27 protein-coding genes are annotated in these 22922 nt (G+C 63.9%); 20 read left to right on the forward strand and 7 right to left on the reverse strand.

The window, feature by feature from the left end; all coding sequences use genetic code 11:
- Positions 1 to 11 precede the first annotated feature (11 nt).
- Positions 12 to 647: a MarC family protein gene (locus AC07X5_RS03510; protein ID WP_409960845.1), complete on the reverse strand. Its 636-nt coding sequence runs from the start codon at positions 645 to 647 to the stop codon at positions 12 to 14.
- Positions 647 to 1393: an SDR family oxidoreductase gene (locus AC07X5_RS03515; RefSeq protein ID WP_494769075.1), complete on the reverse strand. Its 747-nt coding sequence runs from the start codon at positions 1391 to 1393 to the stop codon at positions 647 to 649. Before AC07X5_RS03515 ends, AC07X5_RS03510 begins: the two co-directional genes overlap by 1 nt.
- A gap of 110 nt (positions 1394 to 1503) precedes the next feature.
- Here AC07X5_RS03515 and AC07X5_RS03520 point away from each other — a divergent pair, with 110 nt between their 5' ends.
- From AC07X5_RS03520 to AC07X5_RS03530, 3 genes are all read left to right on the forward strand, one after another.
- Positions 1504 to 2196, forward strand: coding sequence for a dienelactone hydrolase family protein (locus tag AC07X5_RS03520; RefSeq protein WP_494769076.1), 693 nt, complete (start codon positions 1504 to 1506; stop codon positions 2194 to 2196).
- 4 nt (positions 2197 to 2200) lie between these two features.
- Positions 2201 to 3100 carry an amidohydrolase family protein gene (locus AC07X5_RS03525; RefSeq protein WP_494769077.1) on the forward strand — a complete coding sequence of 300 codons (900 nt, stop codon included), beginning with the start codon at positions 2201 to 2203 and terminating at the stop codon, positions 3098 to 3100.
- A gap of 94 nt (positions 3101 to 3194) precedes the next feature.
- Complete coding sequence (locus tag AC07X5_RS03530) at positions 3195 to 3821, forward strand: chalcone isomerase family protein (protein ID WP_494769078.1); 627 nt, start codon at positions 3195 to 3197, stop codon at positions 3819 to 3821.
- A gap of 25 nt (positions 3822 to 3846) precedes the next feature.
- On the opposite strand, the gene AC07X5_RS03535 is transcribed toward AC07X5_RS03530, so the two are convergent.
- The 5 genes from AC07X5_RS03535 to AC07X5_RS03555 all read right to left on the reverse strand — a co-directional run bounded on the left by AC07X5_RS03535 (position 3847) and on the right by AC07X5_RS03555 (position 9257).
- Entirely contained in the window at positions 3847 to 5385 is a 1539-nt protein-coding gene (locus AC07X5_RS03535) for a methyl-accepting chemotaxis protein (protein WP_494769079.1), read from the reverse strand.
- Between the two features lie 181 nt (positions 5386 to 5566).
- Positions 5567 to 6685, reverse strand: coding sequence for a magnesium transporter CorA family protein (locus tag AC07X5_RS03540; protein WP_494769453.1), 1119 nt, complete (start codon positions 6683 to 6685; stop codon positions 5567 to 5569).
- 29 nt (positions 6686 to 6714) lie between these two features.
- Positions 6715 to 7725 carry a porphobilinogen synthase gene (hemB, locus tag AC07X5_RS03545; protein ID WP_494769080.1) on the reverse strand — a complete coding sequence of 337 codons (1011 nt, stop codon included), beginning with the start codon at positions 7723 to 7725 and terminating at the stop codon, positions 6715 to 6717.
- A 238-nt stretch (positions 7726 to 7963) separates the two neighbouring features.
- Positions 7964 to 8548, reverse strand: a complete 585-nt coding sequence (locus AC07X5_RS03550) for a hypothetical protein (protein WP_494769081.1) — start codon at positions 8546 to 8548, stop codon at positions 7964 to 7966.
- The gene (locus AC07X5_RS03555) at positions 8541 to 9257 is read right to left on the reverse strand and encodes a hypothetical protein (RefSeq protein WP_494769082.1); all 717 of its coding nucleotides are present in this window, start codon (positions 9255 to 9257) and stop codon (positions 8541 to 8543) included. Before AC07X5_RS03555 ends, AC07X5_RS03550 begins: the two co-directional genes overlap by 8 nt.
- A gap of 265 nt (positions 9258 to 9522) precedes the next feature.
- On the opposite strand from AC07X5_RS03555, the gene AC07X5_RS03560 reads away from it, so the two are divergent.
- The 17 genes from AC07X5_RS03560 to rpsC all read left to right on the forward strand — a co-directional run bounded on the left by AC07X5_RS03560 (position 9523) and on the right by rpsC (position 22922).
- On the forward strand, positions 9523 to 9951 hold the full coding sequence (locus AC07X5_RS03560; protein WP_494769083.1) for a CopD family protein: 429 nt from the start codon (positions 9523 to 9525) through the stop codon (positions 9949 to 9951).
- Positions 9952 to 9965: 14 nt separating this feature from the next.
- On the forward strand, positions 9966 to 11063 hold the full coding sequence (locus AC07X5_RS03565; RefSeq protein ID WP_494769084.1) for a VanZ family protein: 1098 nt from the start codon (positions 9966 to 9968) through the stop codon (positions 11061 to 11063).
- A gap of 54 nt (positions 11064 to 11117) precedes the next feature.
- Entirely contained in the window at positions 11118 to 11480 is a 363-nt protein-coding gene (locus tag AC07X5_RS03570) for a (2Fe-2S) ferredoxin domain-containing protein (protein ID WP_409960836.1), read from the forward strand.
- A 91-nt stretch (positions 11481 to 11571) separates the two neighbouring features.
- Positions 11572 to 12213 carry an alpha/beta hydrolase gene (locus tag AC07X5_RS03575; protein ID WP_409960835.1) on the forward strand — a complete coding sequence of 214 codons (642 nt, stop codon included), beginning with the start codon at positions 11572 to 11574 and terminating at the stop codon, positions 12211 to 12213.
- Positions 12214 to 12309: 96 nt separating this feature from the next.
- Positions 12310 to 13479 carry a D-alanyl-D-alanine carboxypeptidase family protein gene (locus AC07X5_RS03580; protein ID WP_494769085.1) on the forward strand — a complete coding sequence of 390 codons (1170 nt, stop codon included), beginning with the start codon at positions 12310 to 12312 and terminating at the stop codon, positions 13477 to 13479.
- 286 nt (positions 13480 to 13765) lie between these two features.
- Positions 13766 to 14143 carry a 30S ribosomal protein S12 gene (rpsL, locus tag AC07X5_RS03585; RefSeq protein ID WP_010104110.1) on the forward strand — a complete coding sequence of 126 codons (378 nt, stop codon included), beginning with the start codon at positions 13766 to 13768 and terminating at the stop codon, positions 14141 to 14143.
- Between the two features lie 163 nt (positions 14144 to 14306).
- Positions 14307 to 14780, forward strand: a complete 474-nt coding sequence (rpsG, locus tag AC07X5_RS03590; protein WP_005798541.1) for a 30S ribosomal protein S7 — start codon at positions 14307 to 14309, stop codon at positions 14778 to 14780.
- Between the two features lie 150 nt (positions 14781 to 14930).
- Positions 14931 to 17033 carry an elongation factor G gene (gene fusA / locus AC07X5_RS03595; protein WP_494769086.1) on the forward strand — a complete coding sequence of 701 codons (2103 nt, stop codon included), beginning with the start codon at positions 14931 to 14933 and terminating at the stop codon, positions 17031 to 17033.
- A 176-nt stretch (positions 17034 to 17209) separates the two neighbouring features.
- The gene (gene tuf, locus AC07X5_RS03600; protein ID WP_494769087.1) at positions 17210 to 18400 is read left to right on the forward strand and encodes an elongation factor Tu; all 1191 of its coding nucleotides are present in this window, start codon (positions 17210 to 17212) and stop codon (positions 18398 to 18400) included.
- 27 nt (positions 18401 to 18427) lie between these two features.
- Positions 18428 to 18739 carry a 30S ribosomal protein S10 gene (rpsJ, locus tag AC07X5_RS03605; RefSeq protein ID WP_005796953.1) on the forward strand — a complete coding sequence of 104 codons (312 nt, stop codon included), beginning with the start codon at positions 18428 to 18430 and terminating at the stop codon, positions 18737 to 18739.
- Positions 18740 to 18959: 220 nt separating this feature from the next.
- Entirely contained in the window at positions 18960 to 19634 is a 675-nt protein-coding gene (gene rplC / locus AC07X5_RS03610) for a 50S ribosomal protein L3 (protein ID WP_409960889.1), read from the forward strand.
- Positions 19634 to 20254, forward strand: a complete 621-nt coding sequence (gene rplD, locus AC07X5_RS03615) for a 50S ribosomal protein L4 (protein WP_409960890.1) — start codon at positions 19634 to 19636, stop codon at positions 20252 to 20254. Before rplC ends, rplD begins: the two co-directional genes overlap by 1 nt.
- Entirely contained in the window at positions 20251 to 20565 is a 315-nt protein-coding gene (gene rplW / locus AC07X5_RS03620) for a 50S ribosomal protein L23 (RefSeq protein ID WP_007847815.1), read from the forward strand. The genes rplD and rplW overlap by 4 nt, the downstream gene beginning before the upstream one ends.
- Positions 20566 to 20567: 2 nt before the next feature.
- A complete protein-coding gene (rplB, locus tag AC07X5_RS03625; protein WP_007847814.1) occupies positions 20568 to 21392 on the forward strand; it encodes a 50S ribosomal protein L2 in 825 nt (274 codons plus the stop codon).
- 10 nt (positions 21393 to 21402) lie between these two features.
- Entirely contained in the window at positions 21403 to 21681 is a 279-nt protein-coding gene (gene rpsS / locus AC07X5_RS03630) for a 30S ribosomal protein S19 (RefSeq protein ID WP_007847809.1), read from the forward strand.
- A gap of 9 nt (positions 21682 to 21690) precedes the next feature.
- Positions 21691 to 22023, forward strand: a complete 333-nt coding sequence (gene rplV / locus AC07X5_RS03635; RefSeq protein ID WP_005796970.1) for a 50S ribosomal protein L22 — start codon at positions 21691 to 21693, stop codon at positions 22021 to 22023.
- A gap of 14 nt (positions 22024 to 22037) precedes the next feature.
- Positions 22038 to 22922, forward strand: coding sequence for a 30S ribosomal protein S3 (gene rpsC, locus AC07X5_RS03640; RefSeq protein WP_409960891.1), 885 nt, complete (start codon positions 22038 to 22040; stop codon positions 22920 to 22922).

Genomic DNA, 22922 nt, shown 5'->3' on the forward strand with positions numbered 1-22922 from the left:
TGCGGGGAAGATCAACGCGCCACCAGCACCGGGAACAGCTTGCCCAGGCCGTCGGCCATCACCTCCACGGCCAGCGCGGCGAGGATCAGGCCCATGAGCCGCGTCATCACGTTGATGCCGGTCTTGCCGAGCACGCGCGCGATCGGGTCGGCCAGCGAGAAGCACACGGCCGTGGCCAGCGCGATCACCACGCCATAGCCCACCAGCGCCACCTGCTGCCAGATGGTCTGGGCGCGGTCGGCATAGATCACCACGGTGGACATGCTGGCCGGCCCCGTGAGCAGCGGAATGGTCAGCGGCACCACGGCGATGCTGGAGCCTGCGGCCGCCTTCTCCACGCCTTCCTCCAGCTCGTTCGTCAGGGGTTTGGCCTCGGCCGGCTGGGCGTTGAGCATGTTCATCGCGCTGATCAGGAGCAGCATGCCGCCGCCCACCTGGAAGCTCTGCAGCGAGATGTTGAAGAACTCCAGGATCTGCAGGCCCAGCAGCGCACAGGCCGCGATCACGCAGAACGAGGCCAGCGCCGCCGTGCGGATGGTGGCGCGCCGCTGCGCCGCCGAAAAGCCCTGCGTGTAGTGGATGAAGAAGGGCACGATGGCCAATGGGTTCACGATGGCCAGCAGCGTGATGAGCGGTTTCAGATCCATCAACGGCCTCCAGAAACGTCGAGAAAACTCATGGTGGTGTAGGGCGAGGCATCCGACATCAGCCATGCGATGGCCTGAGCCACCTCTTCGGCCGTGCCGCCGCGCTGCATGGGCACCTGGTGCGCCAGGTCGCGCACGCGGTCAGGCAGGCCGCCGCTGGCGTGGATGTCGGTCTCGATCAGCCCCGGGCGCACGGCGTTCACGCGGATGCCCTCCGCTGCCACCTCGCGCGCCAGGCCCAGAGTGAAGGCATCGATGGCGCCCTTGCTGGCCGCATAGTCCACGTACTGGTGGGCCGAACCCAGGCGCGACGCGGCGCTCGACACATTCACGATGGAGCCGCCCGCGCCGCCATGGCGCGTGCTCATGCGGCGCACGGCCTCGCGGGCGCAGACGATGCTGCCGATCACATTGGTCTCGAACATGCGGCGCAGGCGCGCCACGCCCATCTCGTCCACGCGCTGGGTGGTATCGACCACGCCGGCGTTGTTCACCAGGGCCGTAAGGCGGCCGAGCTGCGCATCCACGGCGGCGAACATCGCCAGCACCTGATCTTCATGGGCCACGTCGCCTTGCACCGCAATGGCCCGGCCGCCCTGCGCGCCGATCTGTGCCACCACGGCCTCGGCGGCGGCCTGGTTGGCCTGGTAGTTCACGGCCACGGCCCAGCCCTGGCGGGCGGCCAGCAGCGCGGTCGCAGCACCAATGCCCCGGCTGCCTCCCGTGATCAATGCAACTTTGTCCAAATCGGTGTCTCCTGCAAGAATGGGGCATTACAGCATTCCCCGGGGCCTTTGCGACCCGGGTTCGTCCCTCTTTTCCCCTTTGTCCGGTTTTGTCTTCAAGGAGTTGCAGCATGGGTCAATTTGTCGATCTGAAATCCGCCGACGGTTTCGTCTTTCCTGCCTGGGTGGCCGAGCCCGACACGGCACCGCGCGGAGCCATCGTGGTCCTGCAGGAAATCTTCGGGGTCAACCCGCACATCCGCGCCGTGGCCGACCGGCTGGCCGCGCGTGGCTACCTGGCCGTGGCGCCCGCCACCTTCCACCGGGTGCAGCAGGGCGTGGACCTGGGCTACACGGCCGAGGACGTATCGGCTGGCGCAGCGCTCAAGGCGGCGGTGGAAGGCCTGGCTGCGCCCGGCGTGCTGCCGGATATCCAGGCCGCCATCGACTACGCGGGCCAGCGCAGCGGCCGCAAGGTGGGCGTGGTGGGTTTCTGCTGGGGTGGGCTGCTGACCTGGCGCGCAGCCTGCTTGCTCCAGGGCCTGTCGGCCGCCGTGCCTTACTACGGCGGCGGCATGACCAGCGAGGCCGAGGCCGGCCGCACGCCCCAGGTGCCGGTGCTCGCCCATTTCGGCCAGCGCGACAAACACATCCCCGTGGATGGCGTGCAGGCCTTCGCGCGTGCACATCCCGAGGTGGAGGTGCACATCTACGAAGCCGACCACGGCTTCAACTGCGACCAGCGCGGCAGCTACGACGAAGCCGCGGCCCTGGCCGCGCGCGATCGCACGCTGGCCTTCTTCGACAAGCACCTGGCGGGCTGACACCATGGCCGGACAACTTTCTCGGCTGGGTGGCCTTCTGGTGGCCGCCTGCCTGGCTGGCGCCGTGCAGGCCGCCGATTACAGCGGCCCGCTGTTCGACGCGCACCTGCACTACAACGAAGAGGCCTGGAACGGCCAGAACGGCCCGCACCCGCCGGGCGACGTGATTGCGCGCATGAAGGCCTCGGGCGTGCACGCCATCGTGGCCAACTCCCGGCCCAACACGGGCTCGCTGGCGCTGGCCGCATCGAAGGAGGTGCGCGATGCCGGCATCGCCGTCGTGCCCTTCGTGCGCCTGTACCGCAACCGCGACGACTACAGCAACTGGTTCCGCGACGAGACCATCTACGAGATGGTGCAGGCCGAGCTTGCCAAGGGCACGGCCTCGGGCCCTTACAAGGGCATCGGCGAGTTCCACCTGTACGACAGCGCCAACGCCGATGGCTCCGTGGCCAAAAAGCTCATGGTGCTGGCCGAGCAGCGCGACCTGGTGGTGCTGGCGCATGTGGACGATGTGGCCATCGACCTGCTCATGGCCAACACGCCTTCCAAGGGCCAGAAAGTGCGCCTGGTCTGGGCGCACACCGGCATCGGCGGCGCGCCGGTGGAGCGGGTGGACGCGCTCATGGCGCGCTACCCGGGCCTGGTGGGCGAACTCTCCTACCGCCCGGGCCTGGTCTGCGACAACGAGCAGCTGTGCCCCGCCTGGCGCGCGCTGCTGCTCAAGTACCCCACGCGCTTCGTGATCGGCTCGGACACCTGGGTCAACCAGCGCTGGCAGCACTACGAGGCGCTCATGAAGGGCTACCGCAGCTGGCTCGGCGGCTTGCCGCCTGCCGTGGCGCAGGGCGTGGCGTTTGGCAACGGTGCTGCCTTGTTCGGCGTGCCTGTGCCAAGCAGATAGGGCATTCTGGCGCACTCTGGCCTGTGATTTCCGTGCAGGCGCGGCGCGGCCAGGGCTTTTCTGGCGTGCCGGCCCGCACTGCGGAGACATGCCCTTGAAAACAAGCACAACAACCTTTCCCACCCATTCCGGCAGCCGTCCCGTGGCCCGCAGCGCCTGTGCCATGGCATTGGCGGCCGCCAGCCTGGGCTTCGTGGCGCCTGCCATTGCGGCCACGGCCTTCGAGCCGACCCAGAACGTGCAGGGCACCCCGCTCGTGCTGCAGGGTGCGGGCACACGCTACCGCGCCGTGTTCAAGGTCTACGACATGGCGTTGTACCTGCCCAGGAAGGTGCGCACGGCGGACGAGGTGCTGGCTGCCACCAGCGGGCCGGTGCGCTTGCAGTTCGTGGCCCAGCGCGACATTCCGGGCACGGATCTGGGGCTGTCCTTCATCAAGGGCCTGTCGGCCAACGCCACGCCCGACCAGATCCGGCGCCACACGCCGTCGAGCAACCGCCTGGTCGAAATCTTCTCGGGCCGCAGCAAGCTGGCCTCGGGCGACACCTTTGCGATGGAGTTCGTGCCCGGCAAGGGAACCACCTTCTACATCCAGGGCCAGGCCCAGGGGGCCCCCGTGGGGGATGCCGAATACTTCGGCATGGTGCTGCGCATCTGGCTCGGGGCATCCCCGGTGGACAACCAGCTCAAGGACGCCTTGCTGGCATCTGGTCCTACCTGACCGTGCTGCCGCAGTGCCGCCACGCTCAGATGCGGAAGCGGTTCACGCTGTCCGAGAGGGCCACGGCCTGTTCGTGCAGGTTCTCGGCCGCGGCGGCCGACTCCTCGACCAGCGAGGCATTCTGCTGCGTCATGCGGTCGAGTTCGGACACGGCCGTGTTCACCTGGGCGATGCCGTTGCTCTGCTCGCCAGTGGCGAGGGTGATCTCCTGCAGCAGCGCATGCACTTCCTGCACGGCACTGACCACCCGGTCCATGGTGTTGCCGGCATTCTCCACCTGGCTGGCGCCGGCCTGCACCTGCTCGACGGAGGCTTGGATCAGCACCTTGATCTCGCGCGCCGCCTCGGCACTGCGGCTGGCTAGGCTGCGCACCTCGCCGGCCACCACTGCAAAGCCACGGCCCTGCTCGCCGGCCCGCGCGGCCTCCACCGCGGCGTTGAGTGCAAGGATATTGGTCTGGAAGGCGATGGAGTCGATCACACCGATGATGTCGGCGATGCGCCGCGACGATGCGGTGATTCCGTTCATGGTGTCCACCACCTGAGAGACGGCCTGTCCGCCCAGAGTCGCGACCTCACTGGCCACGGTGGCTCGGGCAGCCGCCTGGCGCGCAGCCTGTGCGTTGTGCGTGACCGAGCCGGTCAGCTGCTCCATGCTGGCGGCGGTCTGCTCCAGGTTGGCGGCCGTGCTCTCGGTGCGGCTGCTCAGGTCCATGTTGCTGCCGGCGATCTGCTCGCTGGCCTGGGCCAGCCGGTCGGTGGCTTCGCGCACGGTGCGCAGCGTGTCCGTGAGATCGTCCGACATGGCTTTCATCGCGCCCAGCAGCGCGCTGATCTCGTCACTGCCCTCCACCACGATCTGCTGCGTGAGGTCGCGCCCGGAAATGGAGCGCGCCACGCGGATGGCATGGTTCAGTCCGCGTGACACTATGCGGTACACGTTGCGCACCATCAGCAGGTTGAGCGCCAGCGCCATCGCAATCACCAGGGCCGTGCGGCCCAGGCTGGAGAGAAAGCTGGCGCGCAGGTCGTCGGTGTACACCCCCGAGCCCACCACCCAGCCCCAGGGCGCAAAGCCCTTCACGTAGGACACCTTGGGGGCCGGCTTCTCCTGCCCGGGCTTGGGCCATTGGTATTCGACCACGCCGCCCCCGTCGGGCCGGCTGGCGCGCTGGCCGGAGAGCACGAAGATGGCGTTGCCATCCGGGTCCTTGACGCCCGAGGCATCCTTGCCATCGAGCTCGGGCCGGAACGGGTGCATCAGGACATTCGCCCGATTGTCCTGCACCCAGAAATACTCCTGGCCCGCGTAGCGCGCGGCCTTGAGGGCCTGCAGGGCCAGTTGCTGTGCCTGCTCGCGGGTGTGGCTGCCCGCGGTTTCCAGCTGGTGCGCCCAGGCGATGACGGAATGGGCCACCTCCACATTCTGGCGCACCGCCGTCTCGCGGCCCGAGCGGTTGAGCTGGTATTCCACGTTGAGCTGGTAGCCCGATGTCGTGATCAGGACGGCGGTGCTGACGGCCGCCATCAGGCGCAGCTTGCCGGCAATGGATAGGGATTTCATGGGCATGCACAAAGGTTGGAAACGGCAGGTGCGTCAGCCCAGGTTGGTGGAAAACCTGTGCTGGTGCGGCCGGGTAACCAATTGCAACATCCATGGCCCGCGCGGCCCTTGATGAAGATCAAGCGCGCGGAATTTGGCGGTGGCCTGTGCGCTGCAGAGCGCACAGCAGGGGGCAAGCGGCTCAGGAGCCCGTGCGTGCCAGGTAGCGCTTGCGCCAGAAGACGGCAACCAGCACGACCGCGATGGTGATCATCGAGCCCATGGCCCACCAGAAGCCGTCCTGCTTGTGGATCAGCGGGATGAACTCGAAGTTCATGCCGAAGATGCCGGCGATCAGGTTCAGCGGCAGGAACACGGCGGTGAGTGCCGTGAGCGTGCGCATGATGTCGTTGGTGCGGTTGCCCTGCACCGAGAAATGCATCTGCACCGCGGTCTCGGTGTTCTGCTCCATGCGGTGCACGTGGTGCACCACACGCTCGATGTGCTCGAGCACGTCGCGGCTGCGCACCTTGAGCAGGTCCAGTTCGCGCAGGCCGGCCGTCGTCTCGGGCACGGCCCAGGTCTCCAGCGCATCGATCCAGTCCTGCACGGCGGTGCGCTGGTCTTCGCAGATCTCGTCCAGGGCATGCAGGGACAGGCGCGCCTCCAGCAGCGAGCTCCAGTTGACATAGCGCGCCCGAGGCCTGAGCAGCTCGGTCTGCCAGTGCTCCAGCTGGCGCGCGATTTCGCGGCGCAGGTCCAGGTAGGCGTCGACCATGAGGTTCACCACCCGGAGCATCAAGTCGGCGGGCGAGGCGGGCTTGCGCACACCCGAGGCCGTGGGATTGGCCCGGCCCTCGCGCGGGTCGCTGGGCGCAGGCGCCAGCAGGCGGGCCGCATAGGCGTCGCGCACGCTGCAGTCGCCGGGGTGCACCGTGAGCAGCACATTGTCGAACACGGCAAAACCGACGGCGCTGGTGTCGATGCGCCGCAGCACCGGCGGGCCGCCACGCCGGGGAGGGGTGGGCGGGGCCACGGCATCTTCGCCCGAGGGGGCCGTAGTCAGGCGGCGGAACACCAGCAGGTCGTACTGAGAGGTGTAGTCGTAGTGCGAAGGCAGCTGTGTGTTCAGCAGGTCTGCCACGTGCAGGTCCACCAGTTGCAGCCCGGTCAGCCGCAAGAGGGCGGCCTGCACCTCGGCCAGTTGGGCCTGGAAGACCGGCCGCGCGCAGGCGATCCAGACATAGCCCTGGGCCGGAGGTTCGGCGGGGATGGCGTCGAGTTCCTGCGCCCCGCTGCTCTGGATATGGAAGATGCGCATGGACGCTGGCAGATCGGCCACGGTTGGTGCTATCGATTCAGGAGCAGCCGCGCCGCGTCGCGTGCAAAATAGGTCAGCACGCCATCGGCACCCGCGCGCTTGAAGGCGAGCAGGCTTTCCATCATCACCGCGTCGTGGTCCAGCCAGCCGTTGGCGGCGGCGGCCTTGAGCATGGCGTACTCTCCGCTCACCTGGTAGGCGAAGGTGGGCACGCGGAACTCGTCCTTCACGCGGCGCACCACGTCCAGGTAGGGCATGCCGGGCTTGACCATCACCATGTCGGCCCCCTCGGCGATGTCCAGCGCCACCTCGCGCAGCGCCTCGTCGGTGTTGCCCGGGTCCATCTGGTAGACGTTCTTGTCGGCCTTGCCCAGGGCGCCACGCGTGCCCACCGCATCGCGGAAGGGGCCGTAGAAGGCGCTGGCGTACTTGGCGCTATAGGCCATGATGCGCGTGTGGATGTGGCCCTGCACCTCCAGCGCCTCGCGGATGGCGCCGATGCGCCCGTCCATCATGTCGCTCGGGGCGACGATGTCCACGCCCGCCTCGGCATGCGTGAGCGCCTGGCCGGTGAGGATCTCCACCGTGTCGTCGTTGATGATGTAGCCGGTCTCGTCGAGCACGCCGTCCTGCCCGTGGCTGGTGTAGGGGTCCAGCGCCACGTCGGTCATCACGCCCAGGGCCGGGAATTCCTTCTTCAAGGCGCGCACCACGCGCGGGATCAGGCCGTCGGGGTTGAGGGCTTCCTTGCCGTCGGGCGTCTTCAGGGCAGGGTCGATGGCAGGGAACAGGGCCAGCACCGGGATGCCCAGCTGTGCGCAGTCCTCGGCCACGGGCAGCAGCAGGTCCAGGCTCAGCCGGTCCACGCCGGGCATGGAGGACACGGCTTCGCGGCGGTTGTCGCCCTCGTGCACGAACACCGGGTAGATCAGGTCGTGCGGCGTCACGCGGTGCTCACGCACCAGGTTGCGGGTGAAGGCATCGCGGCGCAGGCGGCGCGGGCGGTTCTGCGGGAAGGGGGCAGGGCTTGGAAGGTGCATGGGGAAAATTGTGCCTCAAGCCTGCTGCCAGCGGCCCGGTGGGGCCGTTCCAGTGGGTGTCAAACCCTGCTTGTATGCCCCGCAGGCTGGTGCTAAATTGACTTCGGGCAGCTTGCTGTCCCCCGCTTTTCCTCCCTGAGCGGGGCCCTGGGTTGCCGCAATGCAGGCAGGGCTTTCGGAGCCCGGCAGATTTTTGCCGGGCTTTTTTTTAGGTGAATGTCAGGAGCAGCCCAAGCCACTATTCCCGAATCGCCTGAGCCTGGGCGGCATCCACAAAAGCATTGATCTTCTCTGCCGGAGTTACTCCGCTGCGGTCATGTGCGAAGACTTGCTTTCCATTTTTAGCCGACGCATAGAAAAACTGACCGGATCCCGCAGCAGGTTCTGTCAAGTAAAGGACGTCGTAATCCACCGAAGGTTCGATGGAAATGACGGTGCTTGGCATTTCACGGATCTCCACGGCCGGATAAATGCCTTTTTTCTGAACTGCCTCTAAATACACTCGCACCATTTTATGATTGGCTTTTGACAGGTTGGTGTTTTGTTCGATGCCAATTCCAATCAGCGGCTTTCCTGTGATGGCGGTATGTCTTCTGGCTGTTTCCTCGAAAATTGCCTGCTCGCTCGGCATTGCAGCAATCAGCCTCTTCTTGGTCAACGGATTTGCCAGCGGTGTAACCGCTGCCAACGCTGTCGATTTTTCAACATCGACCGCAGCCTGGAATGATTGGGCGTTGTTGTGCTGCTTTCCATTAAAAGTGTAAGTTGCCCCGCATCCGGTCAAGAAAACTGCCAGGGAAAAAATGGCGACGGATTTAATCATTGACTACTGCTCCATTGATGAGTTTGCATTTTTCCGGGGATGTTCTTACAGGTGCCAGCGTGCCGAGCTTGCAACTGATGGTGATAGCGGCGCCTTCCGGCATTTGCGCCTCATGTTCCGAACGGGGCATGTCACTTGCAGCCCGGACAGGTGCGGACGAAGCCGAAAGAATGCCCATGGAGTTTTTGAGAGACTCCGTTGTTTGTGTGCACAGGTGTTGTTCGGGCGCAAGGTCAACAGCGGGTGTGAATACGCACACACCTACTGCATGCCGAAAGGGCGTCGACGAGTACGTATCCTGGTAAATGACGTTCCCGTTGCCCAGCCGTATGGCGTAGCGGAACTGGTAGCTGGACTGGGCCGGCTGGTCGAGAGTCGAACCCACCAGCATGCCGAGCAGCATGGCGGCCACATGGGTTTTGCCCGAGTAGTTGCCGTGGTTGATGGCCCTGTCCACATAGGCGGCGCTGCCGATGGCGGCGCCGACGGCAGTCCCTGCATTGCTGCCCGGCGTGGACCGGTCCAGCCCCTGGTTGTCGAGGATGGTGCCGAAAGATTCGGGTGCCATGACCTCGATCACGTACTTTTGCTGGGCGCTGGCCTTCTCGTCGGCGCTGAGGCCTTGCCACGCGGCGGCAGAAACCTTCAACGGCGTTTGCGCGAATGCGACAGGGCATATCAGCAACGCCGCAATTAATACTATCCGCAAGACGGCCTCCCTCCGTAAAATTTCGAAACATCTTAGCAGCCTTCCCTGGGGTGGTAAAGGTCTGTTGTGTCGCTGAATTGGATTTAACGGTGTGATTTTCTTGGTTGGTTTGAGCGGGTATTTGTGAATAATCCGTGGAGATGGCGTTTTGAATATCAATTTTTGATTACTGGAAATATCGGTGCGGTGACTGTCCGTGGCATCTCAAGGCGGAGGATCTGCGGGGCCCATCCAAAGGGCATGAATTGGCCCTTAAACTGGCGCCATGCTCTGGGTCAAAGCCTTCCATATCGTCTTCATCGCCAGCTGGTTCGCCGGCCTGTTCTACCTGCCGCGCATCTTCGTGAACCTGGCCATGGTGGCGCCGGGATCGGTGGCGGAGCGCGAGCGCCTGATCCTCATGGCGCGCAAGCTGCTGCGCTTCACGACTTTTCTGGCGGTGCCGGCGCTGGCCCTGGGCATCTGGCTGTGGATGGGCTATGGCATAGGCCGGGGGCCGGGCAATGGCTGGATGCATGCGAAGCTCGCCGTGGTGGTGCTGGTCATCGGCTACCACCACGCCTGCAGCGTGCTGCTGCGCAAGCTGGCCGACGGCACGAGCCGCCGCAGCCACCGGTGGTTCCGCTGGTTCAACGAGGTGCCGGTGTTGCTGCTGTTGACCGCCGTGGTGCTGGTCGTGGTCAAGCCCTTCTGAGGCGCCGGGCGCCCGTGTACAAAAGCTCCGCCGGCCCCCTGGCGCTGATCCATGCGGCGCTGATTGTCTTTGCCAGCCTGTTTCCGTTCGACGGCTGGCGCGCGCAAGGCATCGACCCCTGGGTCTTCCTGGTCGCGCGCATGCCCCCGCCCTATTGGACCGGGTTCGACGTCGTCTCCAACTTCGTGGGCTATGCGCCGCTCGGGTTCCTGCTGGCGCTGGCGCTGATGCGCATGCAGTGGCGCTGGGGCGCCTGGGTGCTGGCCACGCTGGCCGGTGTGCTGCTGTCGCTCAGCCTGGAGTTTCTGCAGATCTACCTGCCCCGGCGCGTGCCCTCCAACATGGACCTGGCGCTCAACTCGGCGGGTACCCTGGTGGGCGCCCTCACGGCGGCGGCGCTCGAGCGCCTGGGCGCCATCGACCGCTGGAGCGATTTCCGTGACCGCTGGTTCGTGCAGGACGCGCAGGGTGCCCTGGTGCTGCTGGCGCTGTGGCCGCTGGCGCTGCTGTTCCCGGCGGCTGTGCCTTTCGGTCTGGGCCAGGTGCTGGAGCGGCTGGAGGGTGCTCTGGTCGAGACCCTGGCCGACACCCCGTTCCTCGAATGGCTGCCCATGCGCGACACCGCGCTTGACCCGCTCTCCCCGGGGGGCGAGTTGCTGTGCGTGACGCTGGGCCTGCTCATCCCCTGCCTGCTGGGCTACTGCGTGATTCGCCAGGCCTCGCGCCGGGCTTTGTTCGCCCTGGCAGTGGTGGTGACCGGTGTGGTGCTCACGGCGCTGTCGGCCGCGCTCAGCTGGGGCCCGGCCCATGCCTGGGAATGGATGGGCCTGCCGGCGCGCGTGGGGGTGTGGGGCGCGCTCGCCCTGGCGGTGGTGCTGCTGGCCATGCCCCGGCGGGCCTGCGCGGCGCTGCTGCTGCTGGTGCTCGTGTGGCACCTGGGTCTGCTCAACCAGGCACCTACCAGTGCCTACTTTGCCCAGACCCTGCAGGCCTGGGAGCAAGGCCGCTTCATCCGCTTCTATGGACTGGGCCAGTGGCTGGGCTGGGTCTGGCCCTATGCGGCGCTGGCCTATGTGGTGGCGCGCGTGGCCCGGCGAGACGGCCCTGCCTGACCTTTTGGGGTTATGGGCCTAGGCCCTGCGGGGCACCGCTCCTAAAATGGCAGCATGAGCGACACCCCCACGACGACACCGGCAGCACAGCCGGGCTACTACCAGCGCCACATCTTCTTCTGCCTGAACGACCGCACCAACGGCGAAGACAGCTGCGCGCACCACGGTGCGCAGGCCGCGTTCGACCGCTGCAAGTCGCAGGTGAAGGCCGCCGGCCTGTCCGGCGCCGGCAAGGTGCGAGTGAACAAGGCCGGCTGCCTGGACCGCTGCGCGGGTGGGCCCATCGCCGTGGTCTACCCCGAGGCGGTCTGGTACACCTTTGTGGACAACGCCGATATCGATGAGATCGTCGAGTCGCACCTCAAGAACGGCCAGGTGGTGGAGCGTTTGCTCACGCCGCCGGAACTTGGCCGCTGATTTCCATTCAGAGCGCTGTCGATTCTCTTGATTTCAGGCCGCCTGCCTTGTCCTTTCTGCGCAGGCTGCTATTGACCTGGTAGCAAACTCCGTGAATTCCCAGACCGAACGCCTGACCCTGACCGGTGCCGCCGGCACCATCGAGGCGGTGCGCGACGCCGCCATCGTGCCCGAGGGCGCGGCCCCGCGCGGCATCGCCGTCATCGCCCACCCCCATCCGCTGTTCGGCGGCACCATGGACAACAAGGTGGTGCAGACCCTGGCGCGCGCCTTCGTGCACAGCGGATGGACGGCGGTGCGATTCAACTTCCGCGGCGTGGGTGGCAGTGCCGGCACCCACGACGAGGGCCGGGGCGAGGCCGAGGATTTCCTGGAGGTGGTGCGCCAGGCCGCGCCCGAGGGGCCGCTGGCCCTGGCGGGCTTCTCCTTTGGTGCCTTCGTGACCAGCCATGCCCTGGCGCAGCTCTGGGGCCAGCGCTCCATCGAGCGCGTGGTACTGGTGGGCACGGCGGCCAGCCGCTTCACCGTGGCCCCGGTGCCGCCCGAGGCGCACGAGCGTACCCTCGTCGTGCATGGCGAGCAGGACGACACCGTGCCCCTGGCGGCCGTGATGGACTGGGCGCGCCCCCAGATACTCCCTGTGACAGTCGTTCCCGGTGGGGGGCATTTCTTTCACGGACAATTGCCGCTCTTGAAAAACCTGGTGACCCGCCACCTGCTGGCCGGGGCCTGAGGCTCCGCTGCCCGCCAGCGCTCAATGCCCGTTTTTTGCCGCTTCACGCTGCTTTCTGCTGTTTTCTTTCCTTTTCTCACCCGAATGCCCGTTTCCATGAAGTCCTTTTTGCCCACGCTGCGCTCCGTTGTCCTTGCTGCAGTGCTCGTGCCTGCCGCCCTGTGGGCGCAGGTCCAGGCCCCGCAGCCGCCCGAGATCGCTGCACGCAATTACCTGCTGCTGGACATCACGGCCGGGCAGGTGCTGGCTGCCAAGGACATCGATGCGCCCGTGGAGCAGGCCTCGCTGACCAAGCTGATGACCGGCTACCTGGTATTCGATGCCTTGCGCGCCAAGAAGATCGCCCTGAACCAGAAGCTGCCGGTGAGCGTGCTGGCCTGGAAGATGCCCGGCTCGCGCATGTTCATCGACCCCAAGATGCAGGTGCCGGTGGACGACCTGATCAAGGGCATGATCGTCCAGTCGGGCAACGACGCCACCATGGCGCTGGCCGAAGGCGTGGGCGGCACGGCCGAAAATTTCGTGAAGCTGATGAACGACCAGGCCAAGGCCTTGGGCATGAAGAGCACGGCCTACAAGAACCCCGAGGGCCTGACCGAACCAGGCCACACCACCACGGCGCGCGACCTGGGCGTTCTGGCCAGCCGGCTCATGAAGGACTTCCCGGAGTACATGCACTACTACGCCACCAAGCAGTACAGCTACCCGGGTACCCCCGTCTCCAATGGCAACAACCGCAACTCCCTGCTGTTCCGTGATCCCACGGTGGATGGCCTCAAGACCGGCCATACCGCAGCCGCCGGCTACTGCCTGGTGGCCACGTCCAAGCGTGAATTCCCCAACGTCGGCCAGCGCCGCCTGCTGTCCATCGTGCTGGGTGCTGCCAGCGAGAACGCGCGCGCGAATGAAAGCCAGAAGCTCCTGAACTGGGGCTACACGGCCTTCGAGGCGGTCAAGCTGTTCGATGCGGGTCAATCCGTGGCGACACCCACTGTATGGAAAGGCACGGAAAACACCCTCAAGATCGGCCGCAGCGAAGCCATCGTGGTGGCCGTGCCCTCGGGCAGTGCCGGCAAGATCAAGACCGAGATCGCCCGCCCCGACCCGCTGGTGGCGCCCTTCACCAAGGGCCAGGCCGTGGGCTCGCTGAAGGTGGTGCTGGGCGACCAGGCCGTGGCCGAGGTGCCCCTGGTGGCGCTGGACGGGGTGGAACAGGCCGGCATCCTGGGGCGTGCCTGGGACGCTATCCGCCTCTGGATTAAATAAAGTACAACCCCCTGAGGCGTTGACGCGCCTTCACCCCTTCTCTCGAATGGCTGCGCCATTCGGGAAGGGGGACGCAGCCCGTGCGGCGGGGCGGCCCTTGCACGGCTGCCCTGGCCTGGGCCGCGCGCTTGCAAAGGCGGCGGGCGATGTTGGCGTACCGGGAGCGGTTTTAAGGGGAAAGCCGTCCGGCACTTGCCCGCTGGGAGTCATGCTGCTACATTAGAAGGCTTTTCGGAAATTCCGAAGGGTTTCACGTTTTCGTTTTTTACGTTTAGGGACGTATTTCATGCCAACCATCAATCAACTAGTCCGTCAGGGGCGCGAGGTCGAAAAGATCAAGTCCAAGAGCCCTGCGATGGAGAACTCTCCCCAGCGCCGCGGCGTGTGCACCCGTGTTTACACCACGACGCCAAAGAAGCCTAACTCCGCTCTGCGCAAGGTCGCCAAGGTTCGCCTGACCAACGGCTTCGAAGTCATTTCCTACATCGGCGGCGAAGGCCACAACCTGCAGGAACACAGCGTGGTGCTGGTCCGCGGCGGTCGTGTCAAGGACTTGCCCGGTGTGCGTTACCACATCGTGCGCGGTTCTCTGGACCTGCAAGGCGTGAAGGATCGCAAGCAGGCCCGTTCGAAGTACGGTGCCAAGAAGCCAAAGGCCAAGTAAGCCCTGGCAGTTGTGTCTGAAACGGTGTTTGATTCGCCTGGCAGGCGCAGTCAAACGAAGTGACCCCAAGCGCGGACTGTTCCGTGTGGGTCGAGTAAGTGGGGTTCTGCATGAATCTCGCGGTGTCTGAAAAGATGCCAACTGAAGCAATATGAGGTGAAAAATGCCACGTCGTCGCGAAGTCCCCAAACGTGAAATCCTGCCGGATCCCAAGTTCGGCAATGTAGAGCTGTCCAAATTCATGAACGTGATCATGGAAGGCGGCAAGAAAGCTGTTGCAGAGCGCATCATTTACGGTGCCCTGGAACTGATCGAGAAGAAGCACCCTGACAAGGACCCGCTGGAAGCGTTCACCGTTGCCATCAACAACGTGAAGCCCATGGTCGAAGTGAAGTCCCGCCGCGTCGGCGGTGCCAACTACCAAGTGCCCGTCGAAGTGCGCCCCGTCCGCCGCCTGGCCCTGTCCATGCGCTGGATCAAGGAAGCCGCCCGCAAGCGCGGTGAGAAGTCGATGGCCCAGCGTCTGGCCAACGAGCTGCTGGAGGCCACCGAAGGCCGTGGCGGTGCCATGAAGAAGCGTGACGAAGTGCACCGCATGGCCGAAGCCAACAAGGCGTTCAGCCACTTCCGCTTCTAAATCGACGAACCACCTTCGTCGCCAAGCGCAAGGCTGCCGGCATTCTTGCCTGCAGCCTTGTGGCGATTGAGGTGGTCACAAAATTGACGGGTTGCAGCGCCACAATGCTGGGCCCTTCCCCTGAATAACACGACCCATCAAGGATCCACCATGGCTCGCAAGACTCCCATCGAGCGCTACCGCAATATCGGTATCTCGGCCCACATTGACGCTGGCAAGACCACGACCACCGAACGTATCCTGTTCTACACGGGCGTGAGCCACAAGATTGGTGAAGTGCACGACGGCGCTGCCACCATGGACTGGATGGAGCAGGAACAAGAGCGCGGTATCACGATCACCTCGGCTGCCACGACCTGCTTCTGGAAGGGCATGGACAACTCGTACGAAGAGCACCGCTTCAACATCATCGACACCCCCGGTCACGTGGACTTCACGATCGAAGTGGAACGTTCGATGCGCGTGCTCGACGGCGCCTGCATGGTGTACTGCGCCGTGGGCGGCGTGCAGCCCCAGTCGGAAACCGTCTGGCGCCAGGCCAACAAGTACAAGGTGCCTCGCCTGGCCTTTGTGAACAAGATGGACCGTACTGGTGCCAACTTCTTCAAGGTCTACGAGCAGATGAAGCTGCGCCTGAAAGCCAACCCCGTGCCCGTGGTGATCCCGATCGGCGCCGAAGACAAGTTCACCGGGGTGGTCGACCTGCTCAAGATGAAGGCCATCCTGTGGGATGAAGCCTCGCAGGGCATGAAGTTCAGCTACGAAGAAATCCCGGCCGACCTGGTGGAGTCCGCCAAGGAATGGCGCGAGAAGATGGTGGAAGCCGCTGCCGAAGCCTCCGAAGAGCTGATGAACAAGTACCTGGAAGAGGGCGACCTCTCCGAAGCCGAGATCAAGTTCGGCCTGCGTACGCGCACCATCGCCACGGAAATCCACCCGATGCTGTGTGGCACGGCCTTCAAGAACAAGGGTGTGCAGCGCATGCTGGACGCCGTGATCGACTACCTGCCAGCACCGACGGACATTCCTGACGTGACCGGCACGGACGAAGACGAAAAGCCCGTCACCCGCAAGGCGGATGACAACGAGAAGTTCTCGGCACTGGCATTCAAGCTGATGACCGACCCGTTCGTGGGTCAGCTGACCTTCGTGCGCGTGTACTCCGGCGTGCTGAGCAAGGGCGATACCGTCTACAACCCCATCAAGGGCAAGAAGGAACGTATCGGCCGTATCGTGCAGATGCACGCCAATGAGCGCATGGAAGTGGAAGAAATCCGCGCCGGCGACATCGCTGCCTGCGTGGGCCTGAAGGACGTGACGACCGGCGAAACGCTGAGCGACATCGACTCCCAGATCATCCTGGAGCGCATGGTGTTCCCTGAGCCCGTGATCACGCAGGCTGTGGAACCCAAGACCAAGGCCGACCAGGAAAAGATGGGCATCGCCCTGCAACGCCTGGCTGCCGAAGATCCATCCTTCCGCGTGAAGACCGACGAAGAATCGGGCCAGACCCTGATCGCCGGCATGGGCGAGCTGCACCTGGAAATCATCGTGGACCGCATGAAGCGCGAGTTCGGCGTGGAGTCCAACGTGGGCAAGCCACAAGTGGCCTACCGCGAAACCATCCGCAAGACGGTGGAAGAAGCCGAAGGCAAGTTCGTGCGCCAGTCCGGCGGTAAGGGCCAATACGGCCACGTCGTGCTCAAGATCGAACCCAACGAAGCCGGCAAGGGCATCGAGTTCGTCGACGCGATCAAGGGCGGTGTGGTTCCTCGCGAATTCATCCCGGCCGTGGAAAAGGGCATCAACGAAGCCGTCACGCAAGGCGTGCTGGCCGGCTACCCTGTGGTCGACGTGAAGGTCACGCTGCACTTCGGTTCGTACCACGATGTGGACTCGAACGAACTGGCGTTCAAGATGGCTGCCATCTTCGGATTCAAGGAAGGCTGCCGCAAGGCCGGTCCCGTCATCCTGGAACCCATGATGGCCGTGGAAGTGGAAACGCCTGAAGACTACGCCGGCACCGTGATGGGTGACCTGTCCTCCCGCCGCGGCATGGTCCAGGGCATGGACGACATCCCAGGCGGTGGCAAGGCCATCCGCGCTGAAGTGCCTCTGTCGGAAATGTTCGGCTATTCGACCTCGCTGCGTTCCGCTACGCAAGGCCGCGCCACGTACTCGATGGAATTCAAGCATTACAGCGAAGCGCCTCGCAACGTGTCGGAAGCCATCATGGCTGCCCGCGCCAAGTAAGCAGCTCGCAGAGATCGCCGCCAGTGCCTGCTTTCAGGCCTTGGCGGCTTTTTCCCTCTTTCGCAAGTTTTTGCAGTCTGCGATCCGGTGCCGCCCCGTTGCCTGTGCAGGGCGAACCAGCAACCGGATGCAGACGTTAAACCACAACACAGGCATTGCTCTTTGGAGAACTGAAAATGGCAAAAGGTAAATTCGAACGGACCAAGCCCCACGTCAACGTGGGTACGATCGGCCACGTGGACCACGGCAAGACGACCCTGACGGCGGCCATCGCCACGGTGCTGTCGGCCAAGTTCGGCGGCGAAGCCAAGGCATACGACCAGATCGACGCAGCCCCTGAAGAAAAGGCCCGCGGCATCACGATCAACACCGCACACGTGGAATACGAAACGGCCAACCGCCACTACGCCCATGTGGACTGCCCCGGCCACGCCGACTATGTGAAGAACATGATCACCGGCGCTGCCCAGATGGACGGCGCCATCCTGGTGTGCTCGGCCGCTGACGGCCCCATGCCCCAGACCCGCGAGCACATCCTGCTGGCCCGCCAAGTGGGCGTGCCTTACATCATCGTGTTCCTGAACAAGTGCGACATGGTGGACGACGAAGAGCTGCTCGAACTCGTCGAAATGGAAGTGCGCGAACTCCTGGACAAGTACAACTTCCCAGGCGACGACACCCCGATCGTTCGCGGCTCCGCCAAGCTGGCCCTGGAAGGCGACAAGGGCGCCCTGGGCGAAGAAGCCATCATGAAGCTGGCTGACGCACTGGACAACTACATCCCCACGCCAGAGCGCGCTGTGGACGGCGCCTTCCTGATGCCCGTGGAAGACGTGTTCTCGATCTCCGGTCGCGGCACCGTGGTGACCGGCCGTATCGAACGCGGCATCATCAAGGTCGGCGAAGAAATCGAAATCGTCGGTATCAAGGACACCGTCAAGACCACCTGCACCGGCGTGGAAATGTTCCGCAAGCTGCTGGACCAGGGCCAGGCTGGCGACAACGTTGGCCTGCTGCTGCGCGGCACCAAGCGTGAAGACGTGGAGCGCGGCCAAGTGCTGTGCAAGCCCGGCTCGATCAAGCCGCACACCCACTTCACGGCTGAAGTGTATGTGCTGAGCAAGGACGAAGGCGGCCGCCACACCCCGTTCTTCAACAACTACCGTCCCCAGTTCTACTTCCGCACGACCGACGTGACCGGCGCCATCGAGCTGCCAGCGGACAAGGAAATGGTCATGCCAGGCGACAACGTGTCGATCACCGTCAAGCTGATCAACCCCATCGCCATGGAAGAAGGCCTGCGCTTCGCCATCCGTGAAGGCGGCCGTACCGTCGGCGCCGGCGTGGTTGCCAAGATCATCGCCTGATCGTTTGAAGAACAAGAAGGAACTGACATGTCCAAGCAAAAGATCCGTATCCGCCTGAAGGCATTCGATTACAAGCTGATCGACCAATCCGCAGCCGAGATCGTTGACACCGCCAAGCGCACCGGCGCCATCGTCAAAGGCCCCGTGCCTCTGCCGACGCGCATGAAGCGCTTCGACATCCTGCGCTCGCCGCACGTCAACAAGACCAGCCGCGACCAGCTCGAAATCCGCACGCACCAGCGTCTGATGGACATCGTGGACCCGACCGACAAGACGGTTGACGCCCTGATGAAGCTCGACCTGCCAGCCGGCGTGGACGTCGAAATCAAGCTGCAGTAATGATCCCTCCCCGGCAGGCGTGCCTGCCGGGCGTGGTCTCGTACGACGCGAACTTGCTTGCAAAAGCGGTTCGCGTTATACTTTAGGGCTTCGCTTAATTTGCGTGCACTTTTGGGTGTGCGCAAATTGATCTGCGAAGTTTTAATAACCCTCTTTCATGCACGCGAGTGCAACGCTGTGGCCAATTGAAGTTGCAGCGGTGGAAGTTTTGGAGAAACAAATGAGTCTGAGCAACTCCCTCGGGTTGCTGGGTCGCAAGGTGGGCATGATGCGTCTGTTCACCGATGACGGGGACGCAGTGCCTGTCACGGTGGTGGATGTGTCCAACAACCGCGTAACCCAGATCAAAACCCAAGAGAACGATGGCTACGTGGCCCTGCAGGTCACGTTCGGTTCGCGCAAAGCATCGCGCGTGACCAAGCCGGAAGCCGGCCACCTTGCCAAGGCAGGTGTGGAAGCCGGTGAAATCATCCAGGAATTCCGCGTGACCGCCGATACCGCTGCCCAGTACCAAGCTGGCGCATCGGTGGCTGTGGCGTCCGTGTTTTCCGTGGGCCAGAAGGTCGACGTGCAAGGCACCTCGATCGGTAAAGGCTACGCAGGCACGATCAAGCGCCACAACATGAGCTCGCAACGCGCGTCGCACGGTAACAGCCGTTCGCACAACGTTCCCGGCTCCATTGGTATGGCGCAGGATCCAGGCCGTGTGTTCCCTGGCAAGCGGATGACGGGCCACCTCGGCGATGTCACCAAGACCACGCAAAACCTCGATGTGATCCGCATCGACGAAGCGCGTCAACTGCTCTTGATCAAGGGCGCTATTCCGGGCTCCAAGGGTGGGTTCGTGACGGTGCGTCCCGCGGTCAAGGCCAAAGCCTCCAAAGGAGCGAACTAATGCAGCTCGAACTCCTGAATGACCAAGGCCAGGGCGCGTCCAAGCTGGACGTTCCTGAGACCGTGTTCGGTCGTGAATACAACGAAGATCTGGTGCACCAGATCGTGGTGGCCTACCAGGCCAACGCACGCCAAGGCACGCGCGCCCAGAAGGACCGCGAGCAAGTCCGTCACTCGACCAAGAAGCCTTTCAAGCAAAAGGGTACGGGTAACGCACGTGCAGGTATGACCTCGTCGCCACTGTGGCGCGGGGGCGGTCGGATTTTCCCGAACCTGCCTGACGAAAACTTCACGCAAAAGATCAACAAGAAGATGTACCGCGCCGGCATGTCTGCGATCCTGTCGCAGCTCGCCCGTGAAGGCCGTCTGGCCGTGGTCGATTCGCTGAAGGTCGACTCGCCCAAGACCAAGGTCCTGGCCGACAAGTTCAAGGCCATGAATCTGCAATCGGTGATGGTGATCTCCGAGGAAGTGGACGAAAACCTGTACCTGGCTTCGCGCAATCTGGTGAACGTGCTCGTCGTCGAGCCCCGTTACGCCGATCCTGTGTCGCTGGTCCGATTCAAGAAAGTGCTCGTCACCAAGGGTGCAATCGACAAACTCAAGGAGATGTTCGCATGAGCACGCTCAAGTTTGACGAAGGTCGTCTGATGCAAGTGCTGGTCGCTCCCATCGTGTCCGAAAAGGCCACCATGGTTGCCGAGAAGTCCAATGCTGTGACGTTCAAGGTGCTGCAGAACGCTACCAAGCCAGAAATCAAGGCCGCTGTGGAATTGATGTTCAAGGTCGAGGTCAAGGGCGTTTCCGTGGTGAACACCAAAGGCAAGACCAAGCGCTTCGGCAAGACCGTGGGCCGCCGCGACAACGTTCGCAAGGCATACGTCACGCTGCAGCCAGGTCAAGAGCTGAACCTCTCCGGGGAGGCCGCGTAATCATGGCTGTCATTAAGATGAAACCCACTTCGCCCGGCCAACGTGCCGTGGTGAAGGTCACGCGTGACCACCTGTACAAGGGTGAAGCGTACGCTCCCCTGCTGGAACCCCAGTTCCAGAAGGCCGGCCGTAACAACAACGGTCACATCACCACCCGCCACAAGGGCGGTGGCCACAAGCACCACTACCGTGTGGTGGACTTCAAGCGCAACAAGGACGGCATTCCCGCCAAGGTCGAGCGCATCGAGTACGACCCGAACCGTACGGCCCACATCGCTCTGGTGTGCTATGCCGACGGCGAGCGCCGCTACATCATCGCTCCCCGCAACCTGGAAGTGGGCGCAACCCTGCTGTCCGGTTCGGAAGCCCCGATCCGCGCTGGCAACACGTTGCCCATCCGCAACATCCCCGTGGGTTCGACCATCCACTGCATCGAGCTCAAGCCCGGTGCCGGTGCGCAGATCGCCCGCTCGGCTGGTGCTTCGGCAACCCTGCTGGCCCGCGAAGGCACCTACGCCCAAGTGCGCATGCGCTCGGGTGAAGTGCGCAAGATCCATATCGAATGCCGCGCCACCATTGGCGAAGTGGCCAACGAAGAACACAGCCTGCGCCAACTCGGCAAGGCCGGTGTGAAGCGCTGGATGGGTATTCGTCCTACGGTTCGCGGCGTGGCCATGAACCCTGTGGATCACCCTCACGGTGGTGGCGAAGGCCGCACCGGCGAAGGCCGCCATGCAGTCGATCCTTGGGGCAATCTGACCAAGGGTTATCGCACCCGTAACAACAAGCGCACACAGATCATGATCGTGTCGCGTCGCAAGAAGTAAGGGGTAACAGATGACTCGCTCTCTCAAAAAGGGTCCATTTGTTGACCATCACTTGCTGGCCAAGGTCGAAAAGGCCGTTGCCACCAAGGATAAGAAGCCAGTGAAGACCTGGTCGCGTCGCTCCATGGTTCTGCCCGATTTCATCGGCCTGACCATCGCCGTGCACAACGGCAAGCAGCACGTACCGGTGTACGTTACCGACCAGATGGTGGGCCACAAGCTGGGCGAATTCGCCCTGACGCGCACCTTCAAGGGCCACCCCGCGGACAAAAAAGTCCAGAAGAAATAAGGAACGACCATGTCTGAAACACGTGCAGTCCTCCGGGGCGTCCGTCTGTCGGTCGACAAAGGCCGTCTGGTCGCCGATCTGATCCGCGGCAAGAAGGTGGATCAGGCTCTGAACATCCTGACGTTCACGCAGAAAAAAGCTGCTGGCATCGTCAAGAAGGTTCTGGAGTCCGCCATCGCCAACGCTGAGCACAACGACGGCGCCGACATCGACGAACTGAAGGTCAAGACCATCTACGTCGAACAAGGCACCACGCTCAAGCGCTTCACCGCGCGCGCCAAAGGCCGCGGCAACCGCATCAGCAAGCCCACGTGCCATGTGTACGTGACGGTTGGCAACTAAAGGCTCGGAAGACTATGGGACAAAAAATCCATCCTACCGGCTTCCGCCTTGCGGTCAGCCGCAACTGGTCCAGCCGTTGGTACGCCAGCAACCGCGACTTCGCGGGCATGCTGGCCGAAGACATCAAGGTGCGCGAGTACCTGAAGGCCAAGCTGAAGAACGCCGCCGTGTCGCGTATCCTGATCGAGCGTCCTGCCAAGAACGCCCGCATCACGATTTACTCGGCCCGTCCTGGTGTGGTGATCGGCAAGAAGGGTGAAGACATCGAGAACCTGAAGAAGGAACTCGCGTCGCGCCTGGGCGTGCCCGTTGCAGTGAACATCGAAGAAGTGCGCAAGCCCGAAATCGATGCCAAGCTGATCGCCGACAGCATCACGCAACAGCTCGAAAAGCGGATCATGTTCCGCCGCGCCATGAAGCGTGCCATGCAGAACGCCATGCGTCTGGGTGCCCAGGGCATCAAGATCATGTCGTCCGGCCGTCTGAACGGTATCGAAATCGCCCGCTGCGAGTGGTACCGTGAAGGCCGCGTGCCACTTCACACGCTGCGCGCCGACATCGACTACGGCACCTCCGAAGCCAAGACCACCTACGGTGTGATCGGCGTCAAGGTCTGGGTCTACAAGGGCGATACGCTGGGTCGTAACGACCTGCCTGCCGTGGAAACCCCACGTCCAGACGAAGAACGCCGCCCACGCGGTCCACGCCGTGATGGCCGCCCAGGTGGCGACCGTCCAGGCGCTGGCCGTGGAGGCCCACGTCGTCCAGCCGGTGTGAACACCGGCCCGGCCGACGGCAGCGACAAGCCAGCGGAAGCTGGTGGCGCTGATAACACCGCCGTTAAGCGCGTACGCAAAGTCGCCGCGCCCGCTACAGCAGCGGACGGAAAAGGAGAATAA

The sequence above is a fragment of the Acidovorax sp. GW458-11-26-14-TSB4 genome, assembly GCF_059423865.1.

Bases quoted from the DNA above. Each gene is read 5' to 3' on its own strand.
- AC07X5_RS03535 (WP_494769079.1), bottom strand. From the start codon at position 5,385: ATGAAATCCCTATCCATTGCCGGCAAGCTGCGCCTGATGGCGGCCGTC.
- rplD (WP_409960890.1), top strand. From the start codon at position 19,634: ATGCAGCTCGAACTCCTGAATGACCAAGGCCAGGGCGCGTCCAAGCTG.
- AC07X5_RS03570 (WP_409960836.1), top strand. From the start codon at position 11,118: ATGAGCGACACCCCCACGACGACACCGGCAGCACAGCCGGGCTACTAC.
- rpsJ (WP_005796953.1), top strand. From the start codon at position 18,428: ATGTCCAAGCAAAAGATCCGTATCCGCCTGAAGGCATTCGATTACAAG.
- AC07X5_RS03550 (WP_494769081.1), bottom strand. From the start codon at position 8,548: ATGATTAAATCCGTCGCCATTTTTTCCCTGGCAGTTTTCTTGACCGGA.
- AC07X5_RS03520 (WP_494769076.1), top strand. From the start codon at position 1,504: ATGGGTCAATTTGTCGATCTGAAATCCGCCGACGGTTTCGTCTTTCCT.
- AC07X5_RS03510 (WP_409960845.1), bottom strand. From the start codon at position 647: ATGGATCTGAAACCGCTCATCACGCTGCTGGCCATCGTGAACCCATTG.
- rplV (WP_005796970.1), top strand. From the start codon at position 21,691: ATGTCTGAAACACGTGCAGTCCTCCGGGGCGTCCGTCTGTCGGTCGAC.
- AC07X5_RS03540 (WP_494769453.1), bottom strand. From the start codon at position 6,685: ATGCGCATCTTCCATATCCAGAGCAGCGGGGCGCAGGAACTCGACGCC.
- AC07X5_RS03560 (WP_494769083.1), top strand. From the start codon at position 9,523: ATGCTCTGGGTCAAAGCCTTCCATATCGTCTTCATCGCCAGCTGGTTC.
- rplW (WP_007847815.1), top strand. From the start codon at position 20,251: ATGAGCACGCTCAAGTTTGACGAAGGTCGTCTGATGCAAGTGCTGGTC.
- AC07X5_RS03580 (WP_494769085.1), top strand. From the start codon at position 12,310: ATGAAGTCCTTTTTGCCCACGCTGCGCTCCGTTGTCCTTGCTGCAGTG.
- AC07X5_RS03525 (WP_494769077.1), top strand. From the start codon at position 2,201: ATGGCCGGACAACTTTCTCGGCTGGGTGGCCTTCTGGTGGCCGCCTGC.
- rpsG (WP_005798541.1), top strand. From the start codon at position 14,307: ATGCCACGTCGTCGCGAAGTCCCCAAACGTGAAATCCTGCCGGATCCC.
- tuf (WP_494769087.1), top strand. From the start codon at position 17,210: ATGGCAAAAGGTAAATTCGAACGGACCAAGCCCCACGTCAACGTGGGT.
- rpsC (WP_409960891.1), top strand. From the start codon at position 22,038: ATGGGACAAAAAATCCATCCTACCGGCTTCCGCCTTGCGGTCAGCCGC.
- fusA (WP_494769086.1), top strand. From the start codon at position 14,931: ATGGCTCGCAAGACTCCCATCGAGCGCTACCGCAATATCGGTATCTCG.
- rplB (WP_007847814.1), top strand. From the start codon at position 20,568: ATGGCTGTCATTAAGATGAAACCCACTTCGCCCGGCCAACGTGCCGTG.
- hemB (WP_494769080.1), bottom strand. From the start codon at position 7,725: ATGCACCTTCCAAGCCCTGCCCCCTTCCCGCAGAACCGCCCGCGCCGC.
- rpsS (WP_007847809.1), top strand. From the start codon at position 21,403: ATGACTCGCTCTCTCAAAAAGGGTCCATTTGTTGACCATCACTTGCTG.
- rplC (WP_409960889.1), top strand. From the start codon at position 18,960: ATGAGTCTGAGCAACTCCCTCGGGTTGCTGGGTCGCAAGGTGGGCATG.
- rpsL (WP_010104110.1), top strand. From the start codon at position 13,766: ATGCCAACCATCAATCAACTAGTCCGTCAGGGGCGCGAGGTCGAAAAG.